The 24,867-nt window shown below is 61.8% G+C and carries 22 protein-coding genes; 17 read left to right on the top strand and 5 right to left on the bottom strand.

Features of this window, described 5'->3' with window-relative positions; all coding sequences use genetic code 11:
• Window positions 1-258: 258 nt before the first annotated feature.
• From puuE to E8E68_RS16710, 7 genes are all read left to right on the top strand, one after another.
• Window positions 259-1,185, top strand: coding sequence for an allantoinase PuuE (gene puuE, locus E8E68_RS16680; RefSeq protein ID WP_021783015.1), 927 nt, complete (start codon window positions 259-261; stop codon window positions 1,183-1,185).
• A complete protein-coding gene (gene uraD / locus E8E68_RS16685; RefSeq protein WP_110746430.1) occupies window positions 1,185-1,700 on the top strand; it encodes a 2-oxo-4-hydroxy-4-carboxy-5-ureidoimidazoline decarboxylase in 516 nt (171 codons plus the stop codon). Before puuE ends, uraD begins: the two co-directional genes overlap by 1 nt.
• Before the next feature lie 49 nt (window positions 1,701-1,749).
• Window positions 1,750-2,253: an ureidoglycolate lyase gene (locus tag E8E68_RS16690; protein WP_110746428.1), complete on the top strand. Its 504-nt coding sequence runs from the start codon at window positions 1,750-1,752 to the stop codon at window positions 2,251-2,253.
• Window positions 2,254-2,298: 45 nt separating this feature from the next.
• Window positions 2,299-3,627, top strand: a complete 1,329-nt coding sequence (locus tag E8E68_RS16695; protein WP_266032524.1) for a urate hydroxylase PuuD — start codon at window positions 2,299-2,301, stop codon at window positions 3,625-3,627.
• 183 nt (window positions 3,628-3,810) lie between these two features.
• Window positions 3,811-5,166 (top strand): nucleobase:cation symporter-2 family protein, encoded by a 1,356-nt coding sequence (locus E8E68_RS16700; protein ID WP_266032521.1) that lies wholly within the window; start codon window positions 3,811-3,813, stop codon window positions 5,164-5,166.
• A 138-nt stretch (window positions 5,167-5,304) separates the two neighbouring features.
• Window positions 5,305-6,090, top strand: a complete 786-nt coding sequence (locus E8E68_RS16705; RefSeq protein ID WP_110746421.1) for an outer membrane protein OmpK — start codon at window positions 5,305-5,307, stop codon at window positions 6,088-6,090.
• A 353-nt stretch (window positions 6,091-6,443) separates the two neighbouring features.
• On the top strand, window positions 6,444-7,226 hold the full coding sequence (locus tag E8E68_RS16710; protein WP_004576922.1) for an outer membrane protein OmpK: 783 nt from the start codon (window positions 6,444-6,446) through the stop codon (window positions 7,224-7,226).
• Window positions 7,227-7,365: 139 nt separating this feature from the next.
• Here the strand turns inward: E8E68_RS16710 and E8E68_RS16715 are convergent, their stop codons facing one another.
• Window positions 7,366-8,280: a DUF808 domain-containing protein gene (locus tag E8E68_RS16715; protein ID WP_266032517.1), complete on the bottom strand. Its 915-nt coding sequence runs from the start codon at window positions 8,278-8,280 to the stop codon at window positions 7,366-7,368.
• 132 nt (window positions 8,281-8,412) lie between these two features.
• Here E8E68_RS16715 and E8E68_RS16720 point away from each other — a divergent pair, with 132 nt between their 5' ends.
• Entirely contained in the window at window positions 8,413-9,024 is a 612-nt protein-coding gene (locus E8E68_RS16720; protein ID WP_266032515.1) for a TetR/AcrR family transcriptional regulator, read from the top strand.
• Between the two features lie 122 nt (window positions 9,025-9,146).
• On the opposite strand, the gene E8E68_RS16725 is transcribed toward E8E68_RS16720, so the two are convergent.
• On the bottom strand, window positions 9,147-9,587 hold the full coding sequence (locus E8E68_RS16725; RefSeq protein ID WP_043197231.1) for a heme-binding protein: 441 nt from the start codon (window positions 9,585-9,587) through the stop codon (window positions 9,147-9,149).
• Between the two features lie 257 nt (window positions 9,588-9,844).
• Here E8E68_RS16725 and gcl point away from each other — a divergent pair, with 257 nt between their 5' ends.
• The 6 genes from gcl to E8E68_RS16755 all read left to right on the top strand — a co-directional run bounded on the left by gcl (window position 9,845) and on the right by E8E68_RS16755 (window position 17,420).
• Complete coding sequence (gene gcl / locus E8E68_RS16730) at window positions 9,845-11,620, top strand: glyoxylate carboligase (protein WP_110746412.1); 1,776 nt, start codon at window positions 9,845-9,847, stop codon at window positions 11,618-11,620.
• Between the two features lie 54 nt (window positions 11,621-11,674).
• Window positions 11,675-12,499, top strand: coding sequence for a hydroxypyruvate isomerase (hyi, locus tag E8E68_RS16735; protein WP_266032502.1), 825 nt, complete (start codon window positions 11,675-11,677; stop codon window positions 12,497-12,499).
• Window positions 12,500-12,586: 87 nt separating this feature from the next.
• Window positions 12,587-13,480, top strand: coding sequence for a 2-hydroxy-3-oxopropionate reductase (locus tag E8E68_RS16740; RefSeq protein WP_266032500.1), 894 nt, complete (start codon window positions 12,587-12,589; stop codon window positions 13,478-13,480).
• Window positions 13,481-13,658: 178 nt separating this feature from the next.
• Window positions 13,659-14,933 (top strand): glycerate kinase, encoded by a 1,275-nt coding sequence (locus E8E68_RS16745; RefSeq protein WP_266032497.1) that lies wholly within the window; start codon window positions 13,659-13,661, stop codon window positions 14,931-14,933.
• Window positions 14,930-16,345, top strand: coding sequence for a pyruvate kinase (gene pyk, locus E8E68_RS16750; protein WP_266032494.1), 1,416 nt, complete (start codon window positions 14,930-14,932; stop codon window positions 16,343-16,345). The genes E8E68_RS16745 and pyk overlap by 4 nt, the downstream gene beginning before the upstream one ends.
• A gap of 187 nt (window positions 16,346-16,532) precedes the next feature.
• Window positions 16,533-17,420, top strand: coding sequence for an urea transporter (locus E8E68_RS16755; RefSeq protein ID WP_280342980.1), 888 nt, complete (start codon window positions 16,533-16,535; stop codon window positions 17,418-17,420).
• A gap of 71 nt (window positions 17,421-17,491) precedes the next feature.
• Here E8E68_RS16755 and E8E68_RS16760 read toward each other — a convergent pair whose 3' ends face one another.
• Window positions 17,492-18,424: an RHS repeat-associated core domain-containing protein gene (locus E8E68_RS16760; RefSeq protein WP_266032488.1), complete on the bottom strand. Its 933-nt coding sequence runs from the start codon at window positions 18,422-18,424 to the stop codon at window positions 17,492-17,494.
• Window positions 18,425-18,578: 154 nt separating this feature from the next.
• Here E8E68_RS16760 and E8E68_RS16765 point away from each other — a divergent pair, with 154 nt between their 5' ends.
• The 3 genes from E8E68_RS16765 (at window position 18,579) to E8E68_RS16775 (ending at window position 22,774) form a co-directional block, all read left to right on the top strand.
• Complete coding sequence (locus tag E8E68_RS16765) at window positions 18,579-19,397, top strand: ion transporter (RefSeq protein ID WP_266032485.1); 819 nt, start codon at window positions 18,579-18,581, stop codon at window positions 19,395-19,397.
• A 217-nt stretch (window positions 19,398-19,614) separates the two neighbouring features.
• Entirely contained in the window at window positions 19,615-20,616 is a 1,002-nt protein-coding gene (locus E8E68_RS16770) for a sulfate ABC transporter substrate-binding protein (RefSeq protein WP_266032481.1), read from the top strand.
• 133 nt (window positions 20,617-20,749) lie between these two features.
• Window positions 20,750-22,774, top strand: a complete 2,025-nt coding sequence (locus E8E68_RS16775; protein WP_280342983.1) for a mechanosensitive ion channel domain-containing protein — start codon at window positions 20,750-20,752, stop codon at window positions 22,772-22,774.
• 118 nt (window positions 22,775-22,892) lie between these two features.
• On the opposite strand, the gene E8E68_RS16780 is transcribed toward E8E68_RS16775, so the two are convergent.
• Window positions 22,893-23,819, bottom strand: a complete 927-nt coding sequence (locus E8E68_RS16780; RefSeq protein ID WP_280342985.1) for a class I SAM-dependent methyltransferase — start codon at window positions 23,817-23,819, stop codon at window positions 22,893-22,895.
• A 46-nt stretch (window positions 23,820-23,865) separates the two neighbouring features.
• The gene (locus tag E8E68_RS16785) at window positions 23,866-24,756 is read right to left on the bottom strand and encodes a DMT family transporter (RefSeq protein ID WP_280342987.1); all 891 of its coding nucleotides are present in this window, start codon (window positions 24,754-24,756) and stop codon (window positions 23,866-23,868) included.
• Window positions 24,757-24,867: the final 111 nt, after the last annotated feature.

Here is a 24,867-nt window from a genome sequence, read left to right on the forward strand (position 1 = left end):
CCTTCATTTACTGCCCATTAACGTCCCATCGGTCGCAAATACACGCACCATAACGATGCCAACCTCATTAGCTGACCAATCAGGCAGGTTTCTTGCACTGTATTTCCAGGTCGCTGTCAGGCGACAAAAGGGAAGAAATGCGGAAAAACAGGCTTACAAAAGATTTCAGAAGTTGTATACAATCAGCCCATCCGGTGGTGCGACATACCGACGCGGCCCGCCCACCCCCCGCACTAACGCACAAGAAGGAAGACTGCAGTGAGCGCTGATTACCCTCGCGACCTGATCGGTTACGGCAACAACCCTCCTCACCCGCAATGGCCGGGTAACGCCCGCATCGCGCTGTCTTTCGTTCTCAATTACGAGGAAGGTGGCGAACGCAACATCCTGCACGGTGACAAGGAATCCGAAGCCTTCCTGTCCGAGATGGTCGCTGCCCAGCCCCTGCAGGGCCAGCGCAACATGAGCATGGAATCGTTGTACGAATACGGCAGCCGTGCCGGCGTATGGCGCCTGCTGAAGCTGTTCAAGGACAGCGGCGTACCACTGACCATCTTCGCCGTGGCCATGGCCGCCCAGCGCCACCCGGACGTGATCCGCGCCATGGTCGAAGCCGGCCATGAAATCTGCAGCCACGGCTATCGCTGGATCGACTACCAGAACATGGACGAGGCCCAGGAACGCGAGCACATGCTCGAAGCCATCCGCATCCTCACCGAACTCACCGGCGAGCGCCCGTTGGGCTGGTACACCGGCCGTACCGGCCCGAACACCCGTCGCCTGGTCATGGAAGAAGGCGGTTTTCTCTACGACAGCGACACCTATGACGACGACCTGCCCTACTGGGAGCCGAACAACCCTACCGGCAAGCCGCACCTGGTGATCCCGTACACCCTCGACACCAACGATATGCGCTTCACCCAGGTACAGGGCTTCAACTGCGGCGAGCAGTTCTTCCAGTACCTGAAGGACGCTTTCGATGTGCTGTACGCCGAAGGCGCCGAAGCGCCGAAAATGCTTTCCATCGGCCTGCACTGCCGGCTGGTTGGCCGCCCGGCGCGCCTGGCCGCGCTGAAGCGCTTCGTCGACTACGCCAAGAGCCATGACCAGGTCTGGTTCGCCCGTCGCGTGGACATCGCCCGCCACTGGCACACCACCCACCCGTACAAGAAAGAGAACGCCTGATGACCGCCTTCAACACCCTCAAGCCATCCGCCCTGGGCCGTGACGCCTTCGTCAAGGCCTTCGCCGATATCTACGAGCACTCGCCGTGGGTTGCCGAAAAGGCCTACGACTTGGGCCAGTTGGATGAGCTGGACGAGATCGAGGCGCTGCACCAGCGCATGAGCGACATCCTGCTCAGTGCCAACCACGCTGACCAGCTCGCGCTGATCAATGCTCACCCGGACCTGGCAGGCAAGGCCGCCATCCAGGGCGAACTGACCGAATCGAGCACCAACGAGCAGGCCGGTGCCGGTATTCACCAGTGCACCGCCGAAGAGTTCGCCCGGTTCACCGAACTGAACGATGCGTACAAGGCCAAGTTCCAGTTCCCGTTCATCATGGCGGTAAAAGGCAGCAACCGGCACCAGATCCTGGCCGCCTTCGAAAAACGCATCCACAACGACAGCGATGCCGAATTCAAGGAAGCCCTGGCGCAGATCAACCTGATCGCCCTGTTCCGCCTGCTGCAGCTGTAAGCATCAGCCGAACCTTATTCAGAAAACGAACAATAGAAGAGATAACCGCATGCGCACCCTGATGATCGAGCCCCTGACCAAAGAAGCCTTCGCCCAGTTCGGAGACGTGATCGAAACCGACGGCAGCGACCACTTCATGATCAACAACGGCTCGACCATGCGCTTCCACAAGCTCGCCACGGTGGAGACCGCCGAGCCTGAAGACAAGGCGATCATCAGCATCTTCCGCGCCGACGCGCTGGACATGCCGCTGACCGTGCGCATGCTGGAACGCCATCCGCTGGGCAGCCAGGCTTTTATCCCGCTGCTCGGCAACCCCTTTCTGATCGTGGTCGCGCCCGTTGGCGATGCACCTGTATCAGGCTTGGTCCGCGCCTTCCGCAGTAACGGCAGGCAGGGCGTTAATTACCATCGCGGCGTCTGGCACCACCCGGTGCTGACGATCGAAAAGCGGGATGATTTCCTGGTGGTTGATCGCAGCGGTTCTGGCAACAACTGCGATGAGCATTACTTCACCGAGGAACAGATGCTGATCCTCAATCCCCACCAATAAGAAAAGGTCGATCATCGTTCACGGTGATTGGCAGAGGTACATACTGTGGAAGCACACCTTCACGAATGGCTGAACCTGAGCATTCGCTGGGTTCACATGATCACCGGTGTCGCCTGGATCGGTGCATCGTTCTACTTCGTCTGGCTGGAGAACCACCTGAACCGAAGCAACCCGCGCGATGGGTTGTCGGGTGATCTCTGGGCGATTCACGGCGGTGGTATCTACCACCTGGAGAAATACAAGCTCGCACCCCCGAAAATGCCCGAGAACCTGCACTGGTTCAAATGGGAAGCCTACTTCACCTGGATGTCCGGTATCGCCCTGCTGTGCGTGGTGTTCTACTGGAACCCGGCGCTGTACCTGCTGGCCCCTGGCAGCACCCTTAGCGGTGCCGAAGGCGTGGCCATCGGTATCGGCTCGCTGATCGCTGGCTGGTTCGTCTACGACTTCCTGTGCGACTCGCCCCTGGGCAAGAAGCCAGCGCTGCTCGGTGGTGTACTGTTCGTGCTGATCATTGCCGCCTGCTGGGGCTTCAGCCTGGTGTTCAGCGGCCGTGGTGCCTACCTGCACACCGGCGCGATCATCGGCACCATCATGGTCGGTAACGTGTTCCGTATCATCATGCCGGCACAGCGCCAGCTGGTGGCGGCGATCGAGAACAACCAGACGCCCGACCCAGTGCTGCCGGCCAAAGGCCTGCTGCGCTCGCGTCACAACAACTACTTCACCCTGCCGGTGCTGTTCATCATGATCAGCAACCATTTCCCGAGCACCTACGGTAGCCAGTACAACTGGCTGATCCTGGCCGGTATCGCTGTAGCTGCGGTGCTGATCCGCCACTACTTCAACACCCGCCACGACAGCAACAAGTACGCCTGGACCTTGCCTGTCGGCGCCCTGGCAATGATCTGCCTGGCCTATGTCACCGGCCCGAAACCGATGGCAGTCAGCCCTGAGCAGGCCGCAGCGAAGATCGAGTACCAGCCGCTGCCAGCGACCGCTGTAGGGGGCAAGACCGCTGCCGAGCAGCGCGCCGAGGACGCCGCCAAGGCTGCCGAAGCACCCGCAGCTGCCGCTGAAGCACCCGCTCAGGCCGTTGCCCAGGCCGGAGGTGGCGACTTCGACAAGATCCACAATGTCATCCAGGAACGCTGCACTGTGTGCCACTCGTCCAAGCCGACCAGCCCACTGTTCAGCGCTGCTCCTGCCGGCGTGATGTTCGACACTCCGCAGCAGATCCAGGCCCAGGCCGCGCGCATTCAGGCGCAAGCGGTTGCCAGCCAGATCATGCCGCTGGGCAACATCACCCAGATGACCACCGAAGAGCGCAAGCTCGTCGGCGACTGGATCGCCAAAGGCGCCCAGGTCAACTGACAGCACCTCGCCAGGCAACCCGCCCTCAGGGAATCACCATTCCCTGTAGGAGCGGGCTTGCCCGCGAAGAGGCCGGTAACCCAGCCTCAGGCTTCATGTGTAACGCAACAAGCAAGCATCGAGCGCGCAGGCATGAGGCCTGCCGCTTGGATCCGAGAATAAAAACAAAACTCGAGGTGCTGCATGTCCGAGTCACGCAAGGCGTACATCCCCATTGCGCCGCCGCGCGAACCCTTGCCCCTGTTCCAACTGTTCCTGGTTGGCCTGCAACACGTTCTGCTGATGTACGGTGGCGCCATCGCCGTGCCGCTCATCATCGGCCAGGCTGCCGGGTTGTCCCGTGAAGAAGTCGCTTTCCTGATCAACGCCGACCTGCTGGTCGCGGGCGTCGCCACCATCATCCAATCGTTCGGTATCGGCCCGGTGGGCATCCGCATGCCGGTGATGATGGGTGCCAGTTTCGCTGCCGTCGGCAGCATGGTGGCCATGGCCGGCATGCCCGGCGTAGGCCTGCAGGGGATCTTCGGCGCCACCATCGCTGCCGGGTTCTTCGGCATGCTGATTGCGCCGTTCATGTCCAAGGTGGTGCGTTTCTTCCCGCCGTTGGTCACCGGCACGGTGATCACCTCGATTGGCCTGTCGCTGTTCCCAGTGGCGGTCAACTGGGCCGGCGGCGGCCAGGATGCCAGCACGTTCGGCTCGCCGATCTACCTGCTGGTGGCCGGCCTGGTGCTGGCCGTGATCCTGTTGATCAACCGCTTCATGCGCGGCTTCTGGGTCAACGTGTCGGTACTGGTGGGCATGGGCCTTGGCTACATCCTGGCCGGCTCCATCGGCATGGTCGACCTGTCGGGCCTGAACGAAGCACCGTGGCTGCAGGTGGTCACCCCCCTGCACTTCGGCATGCCAACCTTCAGCCTGGCGCCGATCCTGTCCATGTGCCTGGTCGTGGTGATCATCTTCGTCGAGTCCACCGGCATGTTCCTGGCGCTGGGCAAGGTGACCGATCGCGAAGTCACCCCAGGGATGCTGCGTCGCGGGCTGCTGTGCGATGCCGGTGCATCGTTCGTCGCCGGCTTCTTCAACACCTTCACCCACTCCTCGTTCGCCCAGAACATCGGCCTGGTGCAGATGACCGGGGTGCGCTGCCGCTATGTCACCATCGTCGCCGGTGCACTGTTGATTCTGCTCAGCCTGTTGCCCAAGGCGGCCTTCCTGATTGCCTCGATCCCGCCTGCGGTACTGGGGGGCGCGTCCATCGCCATGTTCGGCATGGTCACCGCTACCGGGATCAAGATTCTGCAGGAAGCGGACATCGGCGACCGCCGCAACCAGTTGCTGGTTGCCGTGAGCGTCGGCTTCGGGCTGATCCCCGTGGTGCGTCCGGAGTTCTTCGCGCAGATGCCACAGTGGATGGAACCCATCACCCACAGCGGTATCGCCATGGCCACGGTCTGTGCCCTGGTGTTGAACGTGCTGTTCAACATCCTCGGCGGTGCCGACCGCGCGGTGCACAACGACGCTTGTCACCAACATTGAGCAAGAGGGGGCGGCGCACTGCCGCCCCTGCCTCGACCTCGCCGTAAACGCTACACCGTCGGCCCGCCGGAATGGGCCGCCCGGGGCGCCTGCGCGCCGAAAAAACCCAAAAAAAACAATAAGTCCGGGAACCACAACATGAAACGCATCACCACGTCCCTCTTGCTGGGCAGCAGCCTGCTGGCTACCGTCCCCGCCCACGCTGGCGAATGGCTGCAGTGGCACGGCGAAAGCCTGACCTACCTGTACGGCAAGGACTTCAAGGTCAACCCCAGCATCCAGCAGACGGTGACCTTCGAGCACGCCAACAAATGGAAGTACGGCGACACCTTCATGTTCGTCGACAAGATCTTCTACAACGGTAAACCCGACGCCAGCAAAGGCGGGACCACCTACTACGGTGAGTTCAGCCCGCGGCTTTCGTTCGGCAAGATCTTCGACAAGAAGCTGGCCTTCGGCCCGATCAAGGACGTGTTGCTGGCCATGACCTACGAGCGTGGCGAAGGCGACAACGAGGCCTACCTGATCGGCCCCGGCTTCGACCTGGATATCCCCGGCTTCAACTACTTCACCCTCAACTTCTACGTGCGCAACACCGAGGGCAGCCGCCCCGGCGACAATGTCTGGCAGATCACCCCCGGCTGGTCGTACACCATTCCAGTGGGCCGCTCCGACATTCTGATCGACGGTTACATGGACTGGGTCACCGACAATGACCAGACCCGACGTGGCACCTATCACGCCAACCTGCACTTCAACCCGCAGGTCAAATACGACCTGGGCAAGGCGCTGAACCTGGGTGCCAAGCAGCTCTATGTCGGCTTCGAGTACAGCTACTGGAAAGACAAGTACGGCATCGACAGCCGCGGCAACCTGGACAGTAACCAGAGCGTCGCCAGTGCGCTGATCAAGGTACACTTCTAAGAAGTTGACCAAACGCACAAGATTGAATCACCCCGCTCCAGGACGGAGCACTTGAGGCGCGGCCCGCAAGCCAGTAATCTGCGCGCCCCCTCGATCAGGGCAGAACGGATTCTGCCTGCGTTTACTGACCGCTCAGTCAATGAATACGGGCGGTTGGCCAACGTGTTGCCAGCCTGAAAGACCCTTTTCATCCGTTCAGAACGAAGTCGAGCAGGAAGGTTTTGCCAACCCGGAAAAGTTGGCTCGACCCTTGCCAAACAGCTGTGGCCTATCGAAAAAAGCTGACTTAAAAGACAAAAAAAGCGCCGGTAACGAGCGCTGACAACAGATCAATCAAGGGAGCGACACTCGCAATGCGTACCATCAACAGCCTGATCCTCGCCGGCGGCCTGCTGGCCTGCGGCACCACCTTCGGCGGCGACCTGCTGCAATGGCAGAACAACAGCCTGACCTACCTGTGGGGCAAGAACTTCAAGGTAAACCCCGAGACCCAGCAAACATTCACCTTCGAACACGCCGACGCGTGGAAGTACGGCGATAACTTCTTCTTCGTCGACAAGATCTTCTACCAAGGCAAGAAGGACGCCAGCAACGGCCCCAACACCTACTATGGCGAGTTCAGCCCACGCCTGTCGTTCGGCAAGATCTTCGACCAGAAGCTGGAGTTGGGCCCGGTCAAGGACGTGCTGCTGGCGATGACCTACGAGTTTGGCGAGGGTGACACCGAGTCTTACCTGATCGGTCCGGGCTTCGACCTGGCCATCCCGGGCTTCGACTACTTCCAGCTGAACTTCTACAACCGCACCACCGACGGCAGCCGCGCAGGCGACAACGTGTGGCAGATCACCCCGGTGTGGTCGTACACCATTCCAGTCGGTGATTCCGATGTGCTGATCGATGGTTTCATGGACTGGGTGGTGGACAACGACGAGAACCGCCGTGGCACCTACCAGGCCAACCTGCACTTCAACCCGCAGATCAAGTATGACCTGGGCAAGGCACTGCACCTGGGTGAGAAACAGCTGTACGTGGGTGTGGAGTATGACTACTGGAAGAACAAGTACGGCATCAAGGACAGCGATGCTTTCACTACCGACCAGAACACCATGAGCTTCTTGGTCAAGGTTCACTTCTGAACGGATCGCTCGGGGCCGCGCTGCGGCCCATTCGCGGGTAAACCCGCTCCTACAGGGACCGCGCCGGGTTCAAGGCAAACGCGGTACCTGGTAGGAGCGGGTTCACCCGCGAACCGGGGCAAAGCCCCGGCCACACGCCTCAATTGGCTGGCCGAACTGCCCGCCACAATTTCCCCGCAACGCTTACCACCGCCAGCACCACAGCACCTGCGATGACTCCGACGCCGCCGTTGAGCAACGCCCCGGTCAGCGCCCCGCCACGCCCTTCGCTGAACGCCTCGATGGCATGATGCAGCGGCTCGATGCCATGCACCAGGATCCCACCCCCTACCAGGAACATCGCTGCAGTACCGATCACCGACAGGCTTTTCATCATGTACGGTGCCGCCCGCAAGATGCCGTTACCCACTGCCTGAGTCAGCCTGGAGGTTTTGCGGGCCATCCACAGCCCAAGGTCGTCAAGCTTGACGATCCCGCCTACCAACCCATACACCCCAATGGTCATCACCACCGCAATGCCCGACAGCACGATGATCTGCTGAGTCAGCGGCGAGTCGGCCACGATACCCAAGGTAATGGCGATGATTTCCGCCGACAGGATGAAGTCGGTACGCACCGCCCCTTTGATCTTGGCTTTTTCAAAAGCCACCAGGTCAACACTGGCATCGGCCACGGCCTCCTTGCGCGCCGCGTGCTGCGCCTCATCCTCTTCCTTGCTGTGCAAGAACTTGTGCGCCAGCTTCTCGAAACCCTCGAAGCACAGGTACGCACCGCCCAGCATCAGCAGGGGCGTCACTGCCCAGGGGATGAAGGCGCTGATCAGCAAGGCCGCCGGCACCAGAATGGCCTTGTTCAGCAACGACCCTTTGGCCACCGCCCACACCACCGGCAACTCACGATCGGCACGCACGCCAGTGACCTGCTGGGCATTCAGCGCCAGGTCATCACCCAGCACGCCTGCGGTTTTTTTTGCCGCTACCTTGGTCATCAGAGAGACGTCGTCCAGCAGCGTGGCGATATCGTCGATCAGTACCAGTAGACTGCTTCCTGCCATGTTTGCTTGTATCCAAATAAGTCAATGTGCCGGATTCTAGCCCAAAGCCGCTGCCTTGAGCGCCCGTCGAGGCCGGTGCTACCATGCCCGATCCCTCTTAGAGGTGGCCAGACACGAGGAAGATCCCTGACCATGAGCACCATTCGCGAGCGCAACAAGGAATTGATCCTGCGCGCGGCAAGCGAGGAATTCGCCGACAAGGGCTTCGCCGCCACCAAGACCAGCGATATCGCGGCCAAGGCCGGCCTGCCCAAGCCGAACGTGTATTACTACTTCAAGTCCAAGGACAATCTCTACCGCGAGGTCCTGGAAAGCATCATTGCGCCGATCATGCAGGCATCTACGCCGTTCAATGCCGACGGCGACCCGAAAGAAGTGCTGAGTGCCTACATTCGTTCAAAGATCCGCATTTCGCGCGACCTGCCGCATGCCTCCAAGGTGTTCGCCAGCGAAATCATGCATGGCGCCCCGCACCTGTCGGCAAACCAGGTAGAGCAACTGAACGAACAGGCCCGCCACAACATCGAGTGCATCCAGCGCTGGATCGACCGAGGGCAGATCGCCCATGTGGACGCGCATCACCTGATGTTCAGCATCTGGGCAGCGACCCAGACCTATGCCGACTTCGACTGGCAGATTTCTGCGGTGACCGGCAAGGCCAAGCTGGCCGACAGTGATTATGACGCGGCGGCCGAAACCATCATTCGTATGGTCTTGAAAGGTTGTGAGCCTGAGGCAGCCTGAACCATCCTGAAGGGCCATTCGCGGGCAAGCCCGCTCCCACGGGATCACCACATACCTTAAGGTAGTGGAGTCCCGGTGGGAGCGGGCTTGCCCGCGAATGGGCCAGAACAGGCAATAGAGATTTAGGCCGCTACCCCGGCATCTGCCCGCAACCCCACCTCCTCGATCGCACTGATCGCACACTGCTCGTCGATATCCGACGTATCGCCGCTGATCCCCACGGCACCCAGCACCTTGCCGTCCTGATCACGAATCAGCACCCCACCCGGTGCTGGCACCACCGGCCGCTCCCCCATCCCGTTCAGCGCAGCAAAAAACGCCGGCCGCTGCTGCGCATCCAGCGCCAGCAAGCGCGACCCCTTGCCCAGGGCAATCGCACCCCAGGCTTTGCCAGTGGCCACCTCAGGCCGGATCAGGCTGGCGCCATCCTCACGCTGCAACGCCAGCAGGTGCCCACCGGCATCCAGCACCGCCACGGTCAGTGGCGCGGCATTGATCTTGCGGCCCGCCGCCAGTGCGGCGTTTACCAGGCTGACAGCGACTTTCAGGTTCAAGACGTTCATGGAAAGGTCCTCTTCTTGTTGTGAGAAGCCCTGAGGGCAGTTGAAAACCGATAGAACAAATAGAACACAACGAAATGTATTTTTGTATGCAATATTTTGAAAAGATCGTATGCGATGGCGCAAATAGCCGTTTTCACGGCCGCTTTGACGAAAGCGAGCCCACCCGATGAAAACCCATTGACCTGAGCCGCCAGGCGTGAATACACTCTGTCGCAAAGCAAGTTGTATACAATTACAAAATCGATGAGGCACAAACCATGAGCAAAATGAGAGCAATCGATGCAGCCGTTCTGGTCATGCGCCGTGAAGGTGTAGATACCGCGTTCGGCATCCCGGGGGCTGCCATCAACCCGTTGTACTCGGCCCTGAAAAAAGTCGGTGGCATCGATCACGTCCTCGCTCGTCACGTCGAAGGTGCCTCGCACATGGCCGAGGGCTACACCCGTGCCAACCCGGGCAACATCGGTGTGTGCATCGGCACTTCCGGCCCTGCCGGCACCGACATGGTCACCGGCCTGTACAGTGCCTCGGCCGACTCCATCCCGATTCTGTGCATCACTGGCCAGGCGCCACGTGCCCGCCTGCACAAGGAAGACTTCCAGGCTGTCGACATCACCAACATCGTCAAGCCAGTGACCAAGTGGGCAACCACCGTTCTGGAGCCAGGCCAGGTGCCTTATGCCTTCCAGAAGGCCTTTTATGAAATGCGCACTGGCCGCCCTGGCCCGGTACTGATCGACCTGCCGTTCGACGTGCAGATGGCCGAAATCGAATTCGACATCGACGCCTACGAACCCCTGGCAGTCAACAAGCCATCCGCCACCCGCGTACAGGCCGAGAAAGCCCTGGCCCTGCTCAATGACGCCGAGCGCCCACTGCTGGTAGCCGGTGGCGGCATCATCAACGCCGATGCCAGCGACAAGCTGGTCGAGTTCGCCGAACTGACCGGTGTACCGGTCATCCCGACCCTGATGGGCTGGGGCACCATTCCGGACGACCACGCACAGATGGTCGGCATGGTAGGCCTGCAGACTTCGCACCGTTATGGCAACGCCACCCTGCTCAAGTCCGACCTGGTGTTCGGCATCGGCAACCGCTGGGCCAACCGCCACACCGGCTCCGTCGACGTCTACACCGAAGGCCGCAAGTTCGTCCACGTAGATATCGAACCGACCCAGATCGGCCGCGTGTTCACCCCTGACCTGGGGATCGTTTCCGACGCAGGCAAGGCACTGGACGTGTTCCTCGAAGTGGCTCGCGAGTGGAAAGCCGCGGGCAAGCTGAAGTGCCGCAAGGCCTGGCTGGAAGACTGCCAACAGCGCAAGGCAAGCCTGCAGCGCAAGACCCACTTCGACAACGTGCCGGTCAAGCCGCAGCGCGTCTACGAAGAAATGAACCAGGTATTCGGCAAGGACACCTGCTACGTCAGCACCATCGGCCTGTCGCAGATCGCCGGCGCGCAGTTCCTGCACGTGTACAAACCACGCCACTGGATCAACTGCGGCCAGGCCGGCCCGTTGGGCTGGACCATCCCTGCTGCGCTGGGCGTGGTCAAAGCCGATCCGAAGCGCAAGGTTGTGGCGCTGTCGGGTGACTACGACTTCCAGTTCATGATCGAAGAACTGGCGGTGGGTGCGCAGTTCAACCTGCCGTACGTTCACGTACTGGTGAACAACGCCTACCTGGGCCTGATCCGCCAGGCGCAGCGTGGCTTCGACATGGATTACTGTGTACAACTGGCGTTCGAGAACATCAACTCGACCGACGCTGCCACCTATGGCGTCGACCACGTTGCAGTGGTCGAAGGCCTGGGCTGCAAGGCCATTCGCGTGTTCGAACCGGCCGAGATCGCCCCTGCCCTGCTCAAGGCACAGAAGATGGCCGAAGAGTTCCGCGTGCCGGTCGTGGTCGAGGTGATTCTCGAGCGTGTGACCAACATTTCCATGGGCACCGAGATCAACGCGGTCAACGAGTTCGAAGACCTGGCGCTGGTCGGCAACGACGCGCCAACCGCCATCTCGATGCTGGACTGATCGCCTGACGCCCCCAGGCACGCCCTGGGGGCCTTCATCGCAAGGAGACAACTCATGCCTCGCTTCGCTGCCAACCTGTCCATGCTGTTCACCGAACAGGACTTCCTGGCCCGCTTCAAGGCTGCCGCCGATGCTGGTTTCAGCGGCGTCGAATACCTGTTCCCGTACGACTTCAGCGCTGCCGACATCAAGCAGCAGCTGGAAGCCAACGGCCTGACCCAGGTGCTGTTCAACCTGCCTGCCGGCGACTGGGCCAAAGGTGAGCGCGGTATCACCTGCCACCCCGACCGCATCGAAGAATTCCGTGCCGGTGTCGACAAGGCCATCGAATACGCCAAGGTGCTGGGCAACACCCAGGTCAACGCCCTGGCCGGCATTCGCCCACAAGGCCCGGACTGCGCCACCGTACGCAAGACCTTCGTCGAGAACCTGCGCTACGCCGCTGACAAGCTCAAGGGCGCCGGTATTCGCCTGGTCATGGAAATGATCAACACCCGCGACATCCCAGGCTTCTACCTGAACACCACCCAGCAGGCCCTGGAAATCCAGGCCGAGGTGGGCAGTGACAACCTGTTCCTGCAGTACGACATCTACCACATGCAGATCATGGAAGGTGACCTGGCTCGCACCATGGAAACCAACCTGCAGCTGATCAATCACATTCAGCTGGCCGACAACCCGGGCCGTCACGAGCCTGGTACTGGCGAAATCAACTACCGCTTCCTGTTCGAGCACCTGGACCGCATTGGTTACCAGGGCTGGGTGGGCGCGGAGTACAAGCCCAAGACCACCACCGAAGCGGGCCTGGGCTGGCTGAAAACCCATGTGGGAGCGGGCTTGCCCCGCGAAAGCGCCCGCAAAGACACCTCCATTGCCTGATCTACCGCCTTCGCGGGGCAAGCCCGCTCCCACAGGACAGGGGCAGGCCCGCGTTCAGCTTAAACAATTACAAAGAGGTAATTTCTCATGGCTAAAATCGGTTTCATCGGCACGGGCATCATGGGCAAGCCCATGGCCCAGAACCTGCAAAAAGCAGGTCACAGCATCTTCGTTTCCACCCACCACGACGCTGCGCCAGCCGACCTGATCGCCGCCGGTGCAGTGGCCCTGGCCAACCCGAAAGAAGTTGCCCAGGAAGCCGAATTCATCATCGTCATGGTCCCCGACACCCCGCAGGTCGAAAGTGTCCTGTTCGGTGAAAACGGCGTGGCCGAAGGCGTGGGCCCGAACAAGGTGGTGATCGACATGAGCTCGATCTCCCCTACCGCTACCAAAGCCTTCGCCGAGAAGATCAAGGCTACCGGCGCTGCTTACCTGGACGCCCCGGTGTCCGGTGGTGAAGTCGGGGCCAAGGCGGCGACCCTGAGCATCATGGTCGGTGGCTGCCCGAAAGCCTTCGAGCGCGCCCTGCCGCTGTTCGAAGCCATGGGCAAGAACATCACCCGCGTCGGCGGTAACGGTGACGGCCAGACCGCCAAGGTTGCCAACCAGATCATCGTCGCCCTGAACATTCAGGCCGTGGCCGAAGCCCTGCTGTTCGCCGCCAAGAACGGCGCCGACCCTGCGAAGGTGCGTGAAGCACTGATGGGCGGGTTTGCTTCGTCGAAAATCCTCGAAGTACACGCCGAGCGCATGATCAAGGGCACCTTCGACCCGGGCTTCCGCATCAACCTGCACCAGAAAGACCTGAACCTGGCCCTGCAAGGTGCCAAGGAACTGGGCATCAACCTGCCCAACACCTCCAATGCCCAGCAAGTGTTCAACACCTGCCAGGCCTTGGGTGGCGGCAACTGGGACCACTCGGCGCTGATCAAAGGCCTGGAACACATGGCCAACTTCTCGATCCGCGACGAAAAATAACGTGTAAGCCTTACCGGCTTCAGCGCGCGCTACGGTCGCGATGAAGCACACGCCGCCTGACCTGCGACCACAGATCAGCCAGCGACACCGAGCAACACCCGCCCCTGGTTCAGCCTGCACGGAGGCAGTTCCAGGGGCGTTTTTGGTTTTGCAGAACAACAATAATTGGGAGCCTGCCATGTCGGTCGATCCGCAAAAACTTCTCCGCGAGCTGTTCGACACAGCCATCGCCGCCGCCCACCCCCGCCAAGTCCTCGAACCCTACCTGCCCGCCGACCGCAGTGGCCGGGTCATTGTCATCGGCGCCGGCAAAGCCGCAGCTGCCATGGCCGAAGTGGTCGAGAAAAGCTGGCAGGGCGAAGTCTCCGGCCTGGTCGTGACCCGTTACGGCCACGGCGCCAACTGCCAGAAGATCGAGGTGGTCGAAGCCGCCCACCCGGTCCCCGACGCTGCCGGCCTGGCTGTGGCCAAGCGCGTGCTGGAACTGGTCAGCAACCTCAACGAAGAAGACCGCGTCATCTTCCTGCTGTCTGGCGGTGGCTCGGCCCTGCTCGCCCTGCCTGCCGAAGGCCTGACCCTGGCCGACAAGCAGCAGATCAACAAGGCACTGCTGAAATCCGGCGCCACCATCGGCGAGATGAACTGCGTGCGCAAGCACCTCTCGGCGATCAAGGGCGGGCGACTGGCCAAGGCCTGCTGGCCGGCCACGGTCTACACCTATGCCATTTCCGATGTACCGGGCGACCTCGCCACGGTCATCGCTTCCGGCCCCACCGTAGCCGACCCGAGCACCTCGGCCGATGCCCTGGCCATCCTCAAGCGCTACAACATCGAAGCGCCCAAAGCGGTCATCGACTGGCTGAACAACCCCGCCTCGGAAACCGTCAAGGCCGATGACCCGGCCTTGGCCCGCAGCCACTTCCAGCTGATCGCCAAGCCCCAGCAGTCGCTTGAAGCCGCCGCCGTCAAAGCCCGTCAAGCCGGTTTCAGCCCGCTGATCCTCGGTGACCTGGAAGGCGAATCGCGCGAAGTGGCCAAGGTCCACGCCGGCATCGCCCGGCAGATCGTGCTGCACGGCCAGCCGCTGAAGGCGCCCTGCGTGATCCTCTCCGGCGGCGAAACCACCGTGACCGTGCGCGGCAACGGCCGCGGCGGGCGCAACGCCGAATTCCTGCTCAGCCTCACCGAAAGCCTCAAAGGCCTGCCAGGCGTATACGCCCTGGCCGGTGACACCGACGGCATCGACGGTTCGGAAGAAAACGCCGGTGCCTTCATGACCCCGGCCAGCTACGCCCGCGCCGAAGCCCTGGGCCTGTCGGCCAGTGACGAGCTGGACAACAACAACGGTTATGGCTACTTCGCCGCGCTGGATGCACTGATCGTCACCGAGCCAACCCGCACCAACGTCAACGACTTCCGCGCCATCCTGATCCTCGAGACTGCCCAATCATGACGCCTGACAAAAAAGTAAAGATCCTCGCCACCCTCGGCCCTGCGATCAAAGGCATCGACGACATCCGCCAGCTGGTCGAAGCGGGGGTGAACATCTTCCGCCTCAACTTCAGCCACGGCGAGCACGCCGACCACGCCCTGCGCTACCAGTGGATCCGCGAAGTCGAGCAGCAGTTGAACTACCCCCTGGGCATCCTCATGGACCTGCAGGGGCCGAAGCTGCGCGTCGGCCGCTTTGCCGAGGGCAAGGTGCAGCTGCAACGCGGCCAGGCCCTGCGCCTGGATCTGGACAACACCCCCGGCGACAGTCGCCGGGTCAACCTGCCGCACCCGGAAATCATCGCCGCCCTCGAACCCGGCATGGACCTGCTGCTGGACGACGGCAAGCTGCGTCTGCGGGTGACCGCCAAGCACAACGACGCGATCGATACCGAAGTGCTGAACGGTGGCGAGCTGTCCGACCGCAAGGGTGTCAACGTGCCGCAAGCGGTGCTCGACCTCTCCCCGCTCACCGAAAAAGACCGCCGTGACCTGGCCTTTGGCCTGGAGCTGGGCGTGGACTGGGTCGCCCTGTCGTTCGTCCAGCGCCCTGAAGACATCGTTGAAGCGCGCCAGCTGATTGGCGACCGCGCCTACCTGATGGCCAAGATCGAGAAGCCATCGGCCGTCGAGCAACTGCAAGCCATCGCCGAGCTGGCAGACGCGATCATGGTGGCCCGTGGTGACCTGGGTGTGGAAGTGCCGGCCGAGAGCGTGCCGCAGATCCAGAAGCACATCATCGGCACCTGCCGCCAACTGGGCAAACCGGTGGTGGTGGCCACGCAGATGCTCGAGTCGATGCGTTTCTCGCCAGCGCCAACCCGTGCCGAAGTCACCGACGTGGCCAACGCGGTGGCCGAAGGTGCCGATGCAGTGATGCTGTCGGCCGAAACCGCCTCGGGTGACTACCCGCTCGAAGCCGTGCAGATGATGAGCAAGATCATCCGCCAGGTTGAGAACGGCCCGGACTACCAGGCCCAGCTCGACGTCGGCCGGCCAAAAGCCGAGGCCACCGTGTCGGACGCCATCAGCTGCGCAATCCGCCGCATCAGCGGCATCCTGCCGGTGGCGGTGCTGGTCAACTACAGCGAGTCGGGTGCCTCGACCCTGCGCGCGGCACGTGAACGGCCACGGGCACCGATCCTCAACCTGACGCCGAACCTGAACACCGCGCGCCGCCTGAGCGTGGCCTGGGGTGTGCATTCGGTGGTCAACGACCGCCTGCGCCAGGTCGACGAGGTGGTTTCCACCGCCCTGGAGATTGCCCAGGCGCAAGGCATGGCCAGCCGTGGTGACACGCTGCTGATCACCGCTGGCGTGCCTTTCGGCAAGCCAGGGTCGACCAACACGCTGCGGATCGAGACTTTGATCTGATCCAAAGGCCCTTTCGCGGGGCAAGCCCGCTCCCACAAGTACACCGCTGTCTCAAGGTAAGTGGTCTATCTGTGGGAGCGGGCTTGCCCCGCGAATGGAGGGCAAAGCCCTCCCACAACAACAAACATGCGGAAAACCCGAGGCCCGAAGAGGCCCACCGCTCCCCATCAACCTCACTGACTGCCCCATGTACACCAAAAATTTCGTCAATCCGTGCCCCGACTGGGCCACGGCGTTACTCAACGGCTTCAGCCAGGTGCTGCTGCTGCGCAACCCCCTGTGCGGCCTGTGCTGCCTGCTGGCCATCCTGCTCACCGCACCCAACCTGGTCGGCGGCGCACTGCTTGGCGCCCTGGCCGGCCTGCTCACCGCCCAGGCACGCGGCTATGACCGTGCCGACCGCCAGGCCGGGCTGTACTGCTACAACGGCGTGTTGATCGGCATTTTGATCTGCGCCGTGCTGCCCTGGTCGGCGATCCTGCCGCCGCTGATCATCGCCGCCGGCGGCCTGTCCAGCATCATCACCCACCAGTGGCGCAAGCGTGGCGGCAAGCTGCTGGTCGCCTATACCGCGCCATTCGTGCTGTTAGGCTGGGCCACGCTGCTGATCGCCAACCCGGCCCCCAGCGGCTTCATAGAAGCCGACCCGCTGGATGCCCTGGCGCGCGGCGTGGGCCAGATCTTCCTGCTTGATCAACCCTTGGCCGGGCTGCTGATCATCGTCGGCATGTTCATTGCCAATCCCTATGCGGCGCTGTGGGCTGTAATCGGTTCAGCCATTGGTGGTGGCGTGGCATTGCTCGCCGATCAGGCACAGGCGGCGTGGCTGGGGCTGTACGGGTTCAATGCGGCATTGGCGGCGTTAGCCTTCAGCCGCCAGCATGAAAGAGCCTGGGTAACACTGGCTGCGATAGTTTTGGCACTGCTGCTGCATTCGATGTTCACACACCTGCCCATACCAGGACTTACCGCGCCCTTTGTCGTCACTTGCTGGCTGATGCTCCTGGGTAGCCGTGCTTCACACTCACTGTTCGACAGCAGTCAAAGCCAAGCCATAAAGCGACGATTGAGATAGCCATAACCTTATAAGGAGGCTCATTGAGCCTCTCGCCACCTGAAAGGGAATGGATACATAGAACTTATGTGTCACCCGACACGTGAAGAGCGCGGTTGGATATAGTAATAAAAATTCCACCTCCCATTAGCCTCCTGCTTGTATCCGCCTAAAGTAAAACCTGCCTGCCTCATGCTCGCCGGCTTTGCACCCGTAGGCTGCACCACCACACCATCCTTAACCCAACCTTCGACCAGTCCCCTTGGTTCAAGCCTCATCGAAACGCTCTGTCGGAGCCCCGTCTCCCCGTAATTCACAACCATGGTTCTACCACCTGCTACCGGTTTATAGATCCATACATCTTGATGCCGACTAAACCCATCCCGGACAACCGGCGCCAAAGAGCGGGGCAATAAATGCTCTGAGAGGCTTGCGCTAACGTTTATGCCTTGGACCGAAGTCTCGACGGCCGCCACGTGTCTTACATGACCGGGCAAAACACTCGCAGCCCTATTTACCATTCGTCCGGGCAGAAAACTCAAAAACTTAGTTACCATCCGTCCTAGCAGCGCCCAATACTGTCCTGTTGGATCAACACGATTCACAGGGTCACCGCTGCAATAACAATAGGCATTGATCCCTCCATCACCAAAGGGGCTCAAGCTATCAGCACGGCTGAAACGCCGAAGCGATGGCATGTAAAGTCGATGGCCATTGCCCAAGGGGTAAGCGGTAGTGACCGGGTCACGCCATTGACCGTTGAAACCGACCATTGGCCTGCCCTTGCTTATCGCTGAGTATCCGTAGGCAGAAAAAGCTTCATTTAAAAAATGATCCCCCCACCCAGCCGCACTCACGGTATTTGCACCATCGACCAGCAATAAAGCTGGAGACGGGCTTATCTGAAACAATGCCTGCCCTCCAGCCTGCAGCAGGCGTTCGTTGTCTTGACCGGAGACACAAACCAACTCATCAGACTGATAGAACAAGCCAACCCGTGCACGATGCTGCCTTGCATTTGACATAGCCACGCTCCGATGAACCCTGCGGTTCTCATGATTAGCGTTTTTTCACTCACCGCCTACTGGCATTTCTACCAGTTCGCCAGCTCTGCGTCGGCTTGTGCATCTCACCCGCGCACTCTAGTGTTGATCATCAACGTCAAGCATCAGGTATCCCATGTCTTCGCAATCTTTACGCGAACGCCTCTACATCATGGTCTTCCAGACCGACACCGTAGCCGGCCGCCGTTTCGACAAGATCCTGTTGCTGATCATCCTGGCCAGCCTGGTCACGGTGATCCTCGACAGCATCGATGAGGTGCACCAGGGTTACGCCGGCCTGCTGGCCGCCATCGAGTGGGGCTTTACCGCGATATTCCTGGCCGAGTACCTCACGCGCCTGTACTGCTCGCCCAAGCCGCTGCGCTATGCCTTCAGTTTCTACGGCCTGGTCGATTTATTGGCGATCGTGCCGGGGGTCATCGCGCTGTACTACAGCGACGCCCAGTACCTGCTCATCATCCGGGTCATCCGGATGCTGCGCATCTTCCGCGTGCTCAAGCTCAGCCCGTACCTCAAGCAGGCCAACTACCTGATGGAGGCACTGCGCGGCAGCAAGCAGAAAATCATCGTGTTCCTGGTCAGCGTATCGACCCTGGTAACGGTGTTCGGCACGCTGATGTATGTGATCGAAGGGCCTGAGCATGGCTTTACCAGCATCCCCAAAGGCATCTATTGGGCCATCGTTACCCTGACCACGGTGGGCTTTGGCGACATCGTGCCGAAGACCCCGCTGGGGCAGGTGCTGTCGTCGCTGGTGATGATTACCGGTTACTCGATCATTGCCGTGCCAACCGGCATCTTCACGGCAGAGCTGGCCAATGCCATGCGCGGGGAGCAGTTGCAGCATAGTTGCCCGACCTGCCACAAGAAGACCCATGAGCATGGGGCGGCGTTCTGTTCCCGCTGTGGGAATGGGTTGTTTCCCAAGCAATGACGTTGCCTGTACAGGCCCTTTCGCGGGCGCGCCCGCTCCCACAGGATCACCACAGGCGTGAACATTACACGGTACCTGTGGGAGCGGGTTTACCCGCGAAGAGGCCGGTACGCGCAGAAGCATAACCAAAGCATTTTTTGTTCTTTAACCCGTCTGAACCCACCCGCTATAGTCGCTGGCAATCTGCCCCAACCCTCTTCAAGAACAAGGAAGCAACGTGAAAAAACTCTTCACCGCCTCGCTGCTCGCCGCAGGCCTGGCCTTGGGCAACCTCGCCCAGGCCGCCCCGACCCTGCTCAACGTTTCCTACGATGTGATGCGCGACTTCTACAAGGACTACAACCCGGCCTTCCAGAAGCACTGGGAAGCCGAGCACAAAGAGAAAGTCAACGTGCAGATGTCCTTCGGCGGCTCGAGCAAGCAGGCGCGTGCGGTGATCGATGGCCTGCCGGCCGATGTCATCACCATGAACATGGCCACCGACATCAACGCCCTGGCCGACAATGGCAAGCTGGTGCCGGACAACTGGGTGACCCGCCTGCCGAACAACAGCGCGCCGTTCACCTCGGCCACTGTGTTCATCGTGCGCAAGGGCAACCCGAAAGCCCTGAAAGACTGGCCCGACCTGCTCAAGGACGGCGTACAAGTGATCGTGCCCAACCCGAAGACCTCGGGCAACGGCCGCTACACCTACCTGTCGGCCTGGGGTTATGTGCTCAAGCAAGGCGGTGACGAAACCAAAGCCAAGGACTTCGTCGGCAAGCTGTTCAAGCAGGCGCCCGTACTGGACACCGGTGGCCGTGCCGCCACCACCACCTTCATGACCAACCAGATCGGCGACGTGCTGGTCACCTTCGAGAACGAAGCCGAAATGATCGCCCGCGAATTCGGCCGCGACCAGTTCGAAGTGGTCTACCCGAGCGTGTCGGCCGAAGCCGAGCCGCCGGTAAGCGTGGTTGACAAGGTGGTGGCCAAGAAAGGCACCCAGGCCGTGGCCGAGGAATACCTGAAGTACCTGTGGTCGCCAGAGGCCCAGGAGATCGCCGCCAACAACTACCTGCGCCCGCGTGACGCCACGGTGCTGGCCAAGTACACGGACCGTTTCCCGAAAGTGGACTTCCTGTCGGTGGAGAAAACCTTTGGTGACTGGCGTACTGTGCAGAAGACCCACTTCAATGATGGTGGCGTGTTTGACCAGATCTATACCAACAATCAGTAATTGACCTGACCAGGGCCGGCTTGCCCTCGAAAAAGCCGGCCCCTGGCAACACCCGATCGAACTTTCCCCACCCTTGCGCCCTCAGTTCCTTGAGTAACCCTGCCCCGCTCACCCCGGCCCAAGGAGTACTCCAGTGCTGCGCTTTCTCTCGACCCTGCTGCTCGGCTGCCTGCTGAGCACCCACCTGTTGGCTGCCGACCCCGCCCCCACCGAACAACCACCCGCCGACCCCGAACCGGTACTGCAAGGGGGCCTGCTTGGCGCCTTGGCCGATGGCTTGGACAGCGCGGCGCAGGAACTGGACCTGGACGCCCACCTGGTCGATGCCTGGCGCCTGCGCACCGACCGCGCCGCCAAGGAGGTCGAACGCCTGGTCGATCGCCACTCCGCCAGCGACTCGCTGCAACTGGCCGGCAACTTCCTGATGCTCAGCTTTACCTGGGCTGCCAGCTTCGGCCTGCTCACGTGCCTGGGCCGCTGGGTCGCCAAGCGCTCCTCTGGTACCGCTTGGCTGCGCGAGCGCAAACGCGCCAGCAGCCTGCTCGGGTACCTGCTGCCCTACACCTTGCCAGCCCTGGCCAGCCTCCCGCTGACGCTGTACATCAGCCGCTTCCTTGAGCCGTCGGTGGCCCGTGCACTGGGGCTGAGCCTGGCCTACGCCACCAGCAGCGGCCTGTTCTCCACGTCGATCATTCTCTGCCTGATCACGCTGTTCGACGCCGGCCACAAGCGCGCGGCGGTTGGGGTGATCAAGCGCCTGGCGCCGCACCCGCTGTTCCTGATCGGCTTTCTTGCCGCCTGGAGCGACGCCCTGACCAGCCCGCAGATCGCCCACCAGCTGGGCGGCAACATCACGGCCAGCATTGCCGTGCTCACCGGCCTGACCGCCACCTTCATCTTCGCCAGCCTGGTCATCCGCCTGCGCCGGCCGGTGGCCCACCTGATCCGTAACCGCGCATTCAAGGACCGCGTACAGCACCGGGCGGTGCAGGAAACCCTGCGGATCTTTTCGGCGCTTTGGTACCTGCCGATCCTGCTGATGATCCTGGTCTCGGCGGTTCACCTGGTGGGGGCCGGCGCAGAAAGCCAGAAGGCCTTGCAAAAAGCCTTGCTGACCACCGTGCTGCTGGTCTCGACCGTGTTCCTCAGCACCTTGCTGCAACACTTGCTGGCACCCCGCGAAAGCGACCCGACGCAGCGTGTGCGGCCCTACAAGGAATTGCTGCGCAGCCTCGCCCACGCCCTGCTGCGCATTACCATGGCCGTGGCATTCATCGAGCTGCTGGGGCGCATCTGGGGCTTCTCGGTGATCGACTTCGCCCTCAGCAACAGCCTGGGCCAGGCCATCAGTAACTCGCTGTCGAGCATCGGCCTGATCCTGCTGGTAACCTGGCTGCTGTGGGTGGTGCTCGACACCGCCATCCAGGAAGCGCTCAAGCCTGCCGTTGGCCGACGCAGCTCGCGCCAGCCAAGCACCCGGGTGCGGACCATCCTGCCGATGCTGCGCAACGCGATCAAGGTGATCCTGATCGTCATCTGCACCATCACCACCATGGCCAACCTGGGCATCAACGTTGCGCCGCTGTTGGCCGGTGCCGGGGTGATCGGCCTGGCCATCGGCTTCGGCTCGCAACAGCTGGTGCAGGATGTGATCACCGGGCTGTTCATCCTCATCGAGGACACCATTTCCATCGGCGACTGGGTGGTGCTGGATTCCGGCCACGCCGGCACCGTCGAAAGCCTGACCATCCGTACCCTGCGCCTACGCGATGGCAAAGGCTTCGTGCACTCGGTGCCGTTCGGCCAGATCAAGGCGGTTACCAACCAGTCGCGGCAATTTGCCTATGCGTTCTTCTCGGTGCAGTTCACCTACGACAGTGATGTGGATGCGTCACTGGCGCTGATTCATGAGGTGGGCAAGTCGATCAGTGACGACCCGCTGCTGCGCATCAACCTTCAGGGGCCGCTACAGGTGTTCGGGGTGGACCGCATGGACTTGAACGGGTTTGTGCTGACTGCACAGTTCCGCACCATTTCTGGCGGGCAATATGCGGTCAGCCGGGCATTCAACGAACGGCTGAAGAAGCGGGTGGACCAGACTGACAATGTCAGCTTTGCCCAGGTGTATCCATTGCCCGTGCAGGCCCTGGGGGCTTGAGGTCACCTGTACTGGTCTGTTCGCGGGTAACCCGCTCGCAAAGGGAGCCCGCGCCATTCTGGATTGTGGGGATCCTGTGGGAGCGGGTTTACCCGCGAAGGGGCCGGAGAAGGCAACCTCAACCCTGGCGGAATACCAAGGCCTTCAGCCCCCCCGCCGGGTCCACATCCGGAAACTCCGGCGGGTTCTCCAGCCGCTCGACAAACGCCAGCGCAGGCGCCTGCTCTGCCATCCCTTCAATCAGAAACTCGGGTCCGATCCCCGGGTCGTTGACACACGCCAGCACTGTCCCCTCCGCACTCAGCAATTCCGGCAGGCGCCGCAGGATCTTCGCGTAGTCCTGGGTCAGCACAAAGCTGCCACGCTGGAAGGTCGGCGGGTCGATGATGATCAGGTCATAAGGCCCGTACTTGCGCACCTTGCCCCATGACTTGAACAGCTCATGCCCAAGGTAGGCCACCCGCGAGGCATCATGGCCATTGAGGCGGTGGTTGTCGCGGCCCCGCGAAAGTGCCGACTTGGCCATATCCAGGTTAACCACCTGCTCGGCGCCGCCTGCGATGGCCGCGACCGAGAAACCACAGGTGTAGGCGAACAGGTTCAGTACGCGCTTGCCGGCCGCCTGCTCGCGCACCCAGCGCCGGCCGTATCGCATGTCGAGGAACAGGCCATTGTTCTGCCGCACGCCAAGGTCCAGCAGGTAGGTCAGGCCGTCCTCGACCACCTCGCGTTGCTGGCATGGTTCGCCCAGCAGCCACTGGCCTGGGCTGTCGGGCAGGTAGCGGTGCTGGATGATGACCGCCTGACCCGTCCACTGCGGGCGCTCGGCCAGGCGGCGCAGCATGGCCTCGAGCTCCGCCAGTTGGCCCTCGGGCGGCTCGCGGAACAAGGCGACCGAGAGAACGCCTTGCAGCCAGTCGACGGTGACCTGCTCCAGGCCCGGCCAGCAGCGGCCGCGACCGTGGAACACGCGGCGGGTTTCCTGTGGGGCGGGGTCAAGGGCGGCGAGCAGGTGTTGCTCAAGGGTGTCGATTGGCGAGGTCATGGCGGGTCGCAGACTGGCAAAAGCGGCATTCTACCCCCTGAGGGCGCTAGACCACTAACGCCTTGGGCCGGAACCACCACCCCTGCTGCATCCCCGCCGCCGCCAGCAGGATCAACCCCACCCCCAGCCACTGCAGCGGTGCCAGCCGGTGCCCGAACGCCACCCAGTCCACCAGAATGGCCGCAATCGGGTAGATGAACGACAGCGCCCCGGTCAACGCCGTGGGCAAGCGCTGGATGGCGCTGTACAGCAACACATACATCAAGCCGGTATGTACCATGCCCAGGGTCACCAGGCTGGCCAGCGCCGGCAGTTCACCCGGCAATCCGCCGAGCTTGACCCACGGTGCCAGCAACAGCACACCGGTGGTTACCTGGATCAACGCAATGAGGTGCGGCGGCGTGCCATTCAGGCGCTTGATGATCAACGCCGCGACGGCATACAGCAACGCCGCCCCCAGTGCCAGGGCGATGCCCAGCAAATAGTCCTCACCACCCGCCTGCCCCGTACCATGAGCACTGACGATGGCCAGCATGCCGAGGAACGCCACGCTCAGCCAGGTCACCCTGGCCAGGGTGATCTTCTCACCCAGGAACAGCGCCGCCAGCCCCACCAGCATGAACGGCTGCACGTTGTACACCGCCGTGCCGATGGCAATTGACGCCCGCGAATACGAAGCAAACAACAGCAACCAATTGCCGACGATGGCCACGCCGCTGGCAATCGCCAACAGGAACGCCGTGCGGCTGATCACACCCGGCCGCAGAAAACCGAAAGCGGCGCAAATCACCAGCAAGGTCACCGCCCCGAACACGCAGCGCCAGAACACCACCTCCAGCACCGGCTGGCCGGAGACCAGCACGAACCAGCCAATGGTCCCCGAAATCAGCATGGCGGCGACCATTTCCAGCGAGCCACGGCGCAATGAATTTTCCATCCCACACCTCCTGTTGACGATGGCAACAGTATGCAGAGGTCGCAATCCAGCCTTCCAGCGGATAACCAAGGCCAACTGAAGATCTTGCCTTTACTATCAAGGCAAACAACG

The organism is Pseudomonas sp. BN607, assembly GCF_029871175.1.
Lineage (GTDB): Bacteria > Pseudomonadota > Gammaproteobacteria > Pseudomonadales > Pseudomonadaceae > Aquipseudomonas.

What these genes read in the sequence shown, in the direction of transcription:
- gcl (WP_110746412.1), top strand. Translation starts at nt 9,845, where the DNA reads ATGAGCAAAATGAGAGCAATCGATGCAGCCGTTCTGGTCATGCGCCGT.
- E8E68_RS16755 (WP_280342980.1), top strand. Translation starts at nt 16,533, where the DNA reads ATGTACACCAAAAATTTCGTCAATCCGTGCCCCGACTGGGCCACGGCG.
- pyk (WP_266032494.1), top strand. Translation starts at nt 14,930, where the DNA reads ATGACGCCTGACAAAAAAGTAAAGATCCTCGCCACCCTCGGCCCTGCG.
- E8E68_RS16725 (WP_043197231.1), bottom strand. Translation starts at nt 9,587, where the DNA reads ATGAACGTCTTGAACCTGAAAGTCGCTGTCAGCCTGGTAAACGCCGCA.
- E8E68_RS16710 (WP_004576922.1), top strand. Translation starts at nt 6,444, where the DNA reads ATGCGTACCATCAACAGCCTGATCCTCGCCGGCGGCCTGCTGGCCTGC.
- E8E68_RS16715 (WP_266032517.1), bottom strand. Translation starts at nt 8,280, where the DNA reads ATGGCAGGAAGCAGTCTACTGGTACTGATCGACGATATCGCCACGCTG.
- E8E68_RS16700 (WP_266032521.1), top strand. Translation starts at nt 3,811, where the DNA reads ATGTCCGAGTCACGCAAGGCGTACATCCCCATTGCGCCGCCGCGCGAA.
- E8E68_RS16765 (WP_266032485.1), top strand. Translation starts at nt 18,579, where the DNA reads ATGTCTTCGCAATCTTTACGCGAACGCCTCTACATCATGGTCTTCCAG.
- hyi (WP_266032502.1), top strand. Translation starts at nt 11,675, where the DNA reads ATGCCTCGCTTCGCTGCCAACCTGTCCATGCTGTTCACCGAACAGGAC.
- E8E68_RS16760 (WP_266032488.1), bottom strand. Translation starts at nt 18,424, where the DNA reads ATGTCAAATGCAAGGCAGCATCGTGCACGGGTTGGCTTGTTCTATCAG.
- E8E68_RS16785 (WP_280342987.1), bottom strand. Translation starts at nt 24,756, where the DNA reads ATGGAAAATTCATTGCGCCGTGGCTCGCTGGAAATGGTCGCCGCCATG.
- E8E68_RS16720 (WP_266032515.1), top strand. Translation starts at nt 8,413, where the DNA reads ATGAGCACCATTCGCGAGCGCAACAAGGAATTGATCCTGCGCGCGGCA.
- E8E68_RS16745 (WP_266032497.1), top strand. Translation starts at nt 13,659, where the DNA reads ATGTCGGTCGATCCGCAAAAACTTCTCCGCGAGCTGTTCGACACAGCC.
- E8E68_RS16690 (WP_110746428.1), top strand. Translation starts at nt 1,750, where the DNA reads ATGCGCACCCTGATGATCGAGCCCCTGACCAAAGAAGCCTTCGCCCAG.
- E8E68_RS16705 (WP_110746421.1), top strand. Translation starts at nt 5,305, where the DNA reads ATGAAACGCATCACCACGTCCCTCTTGCTGGGCAGCAGCCTGCTGGCT.
- E8E68_RS16740 (WP_266032500.1), top strand. Translation starts at nt 12,587, where the DNA reads ATGGCTAAAATCGGTTTCATCGGCACGGGCATCATGGGCAAGCCCATG.
- E8E68_RS16780 (WP_280342985.1), bottom strand. Translation starts at nt 23,819, where the DNA reads ATGACCTCGCCAATCGACACCCTTGAGCAACACCTGCTCGCCGCCCTT.
- uraD (WP_110746430.1), top strand. Translation starts at nt 1,185, where the DNA reads ATGACCGCCTTCAACACCCTCAAGCCATCCGCCCTGGGCCGTGACGCC.